This window comes from Vibrio sp. OPT46, assembly GCF_015163535.1.
GTDB lineage: Bacteria > Pseudomonadota > Gammaproteobacteria > Enterobacterales > Vibrionaceae > Vibrio > Vibrio alginolyticus.
In genome coordinates this window covers 61,624-62,821 of the sequence record NZ_JADDYG010000824.1, presented here as the reverse complement: position 1 = coordinate 62,821, position 1,198 = coordinate 61,624, and the positions used below count along the sequence as shown (strand labels likewise).

General features: G+C 46.0%; 1 protein-coding gene and 1 pseudogene. Both read left to right on the top strand.

Annotated elements, in window-relative coordinates; genetic code table 11:
- Positions 1-846: type II secretion system protein GspD (locus IQR33_RS28385; RefSeq protein ID WP_416222703.1), on the top strand; the 846-nt coding region annotated here is incomplete at its 5' end.
- Positions 846-1,198, top strand: a pseudogene (locus IQR33_RS34765) (type II secretion system protein GspE); the annotation flags it as partial. The gene IQR33_RS28385 and the pseudogene IQR33_RS34765, both read left to right, overlap by 1 nt.

Below are 1,198 nucleotides of genomic sequence, written 5' to 3'. Positions count from 1 at the left end.
GAAGCAAAAGATCAAACCCGAACTGAATACTATACCAACTCTAATGGCGAACGAACGCCATATGATGTTACTGAATCAGGTGACTACTCTACGCTAGCTTCAGCACTTAGCGGAGTAAATGGTGCGGCAATGAGTATTGTCATGGGTGACTGGACAGCGCTAATTAGTGCTGTTGCTTCTGACTCCAACTCAAACATTCTATCTTCTCCGAGTATTACCGTAATGGATAATGGCGAAGCATCATTTATTGTGGGTGAAGAGGTTCCGGTTATTACGGGCTCTACGGCTGGCTCAAACAACGACAACCCATTCCAAACGGTTGACCGTAAAGAAGTCGGTATCAAACTCAAAGTAGTGCCACAAATTAACGAAGGTGACTCTGTACAGTTAAACATTGAACAAGAAGTTTCCAACGTATTAGGCGCAAACGGTGCGGTTGACGTTCGCTTTGCTAAACGACAGTTAAACACCTCTGTCATGATCCAAGATGGTCAGATGTTGGTTCTTGGTGGTTTGGTCGATGAACGCGCACTTGAAAGTGAGTCTAAAGTGCCGCTATTGGGTGACATTCCGGTACTTGGCCATCTGTTCAAGTCAACTAGCACGCAAACAGAAAAACGTAACTTGATGGTGTTCATCAAGCCGACGATTATTCGCGATGGTGTGACGGCCGACGGTATTACGCAGCGTAAATACAACTTTATTCGCGCAGAACAGCTTTACAAAGCGGATCAAGGGTTGAAGTTGATGGCAGACGAGAAGATCCCGGTTATGCCTGCCTTTGGCCAGGAGCGTCAGCACCCAACAGAGATTCAAGCGTTTATTGATCAAATGGAAAACAACTAATGGTTGATATGTTAGACACAGCGCCAAGTATGCGTCGTCTGCCATTCAGTTTTGCCAACCGCTTTAAACTGGTGCTGGAGACAGAGCATCCTGAGCGTCCACCTATTCTTTACTATGTCGAGCCGCTTAACCCTGCGGCTCTGGTTGAAGTCCGTCGTGTATTAAAGAAAAGCTTCGTACCGCAACCTATCGATAAAGAAGCCTTTGATAAAAAGCTGACCGAAGCATATCAACGCGACTCGTCTGAAGCGCGTCAGTTGATGGAAGATATTGGTGCTGATAGCGATGATTTCTTCTCTTTGGCTGAAGAACTGCCGCACGATGAAGACTTATTAGAATCGGAAGACGATGC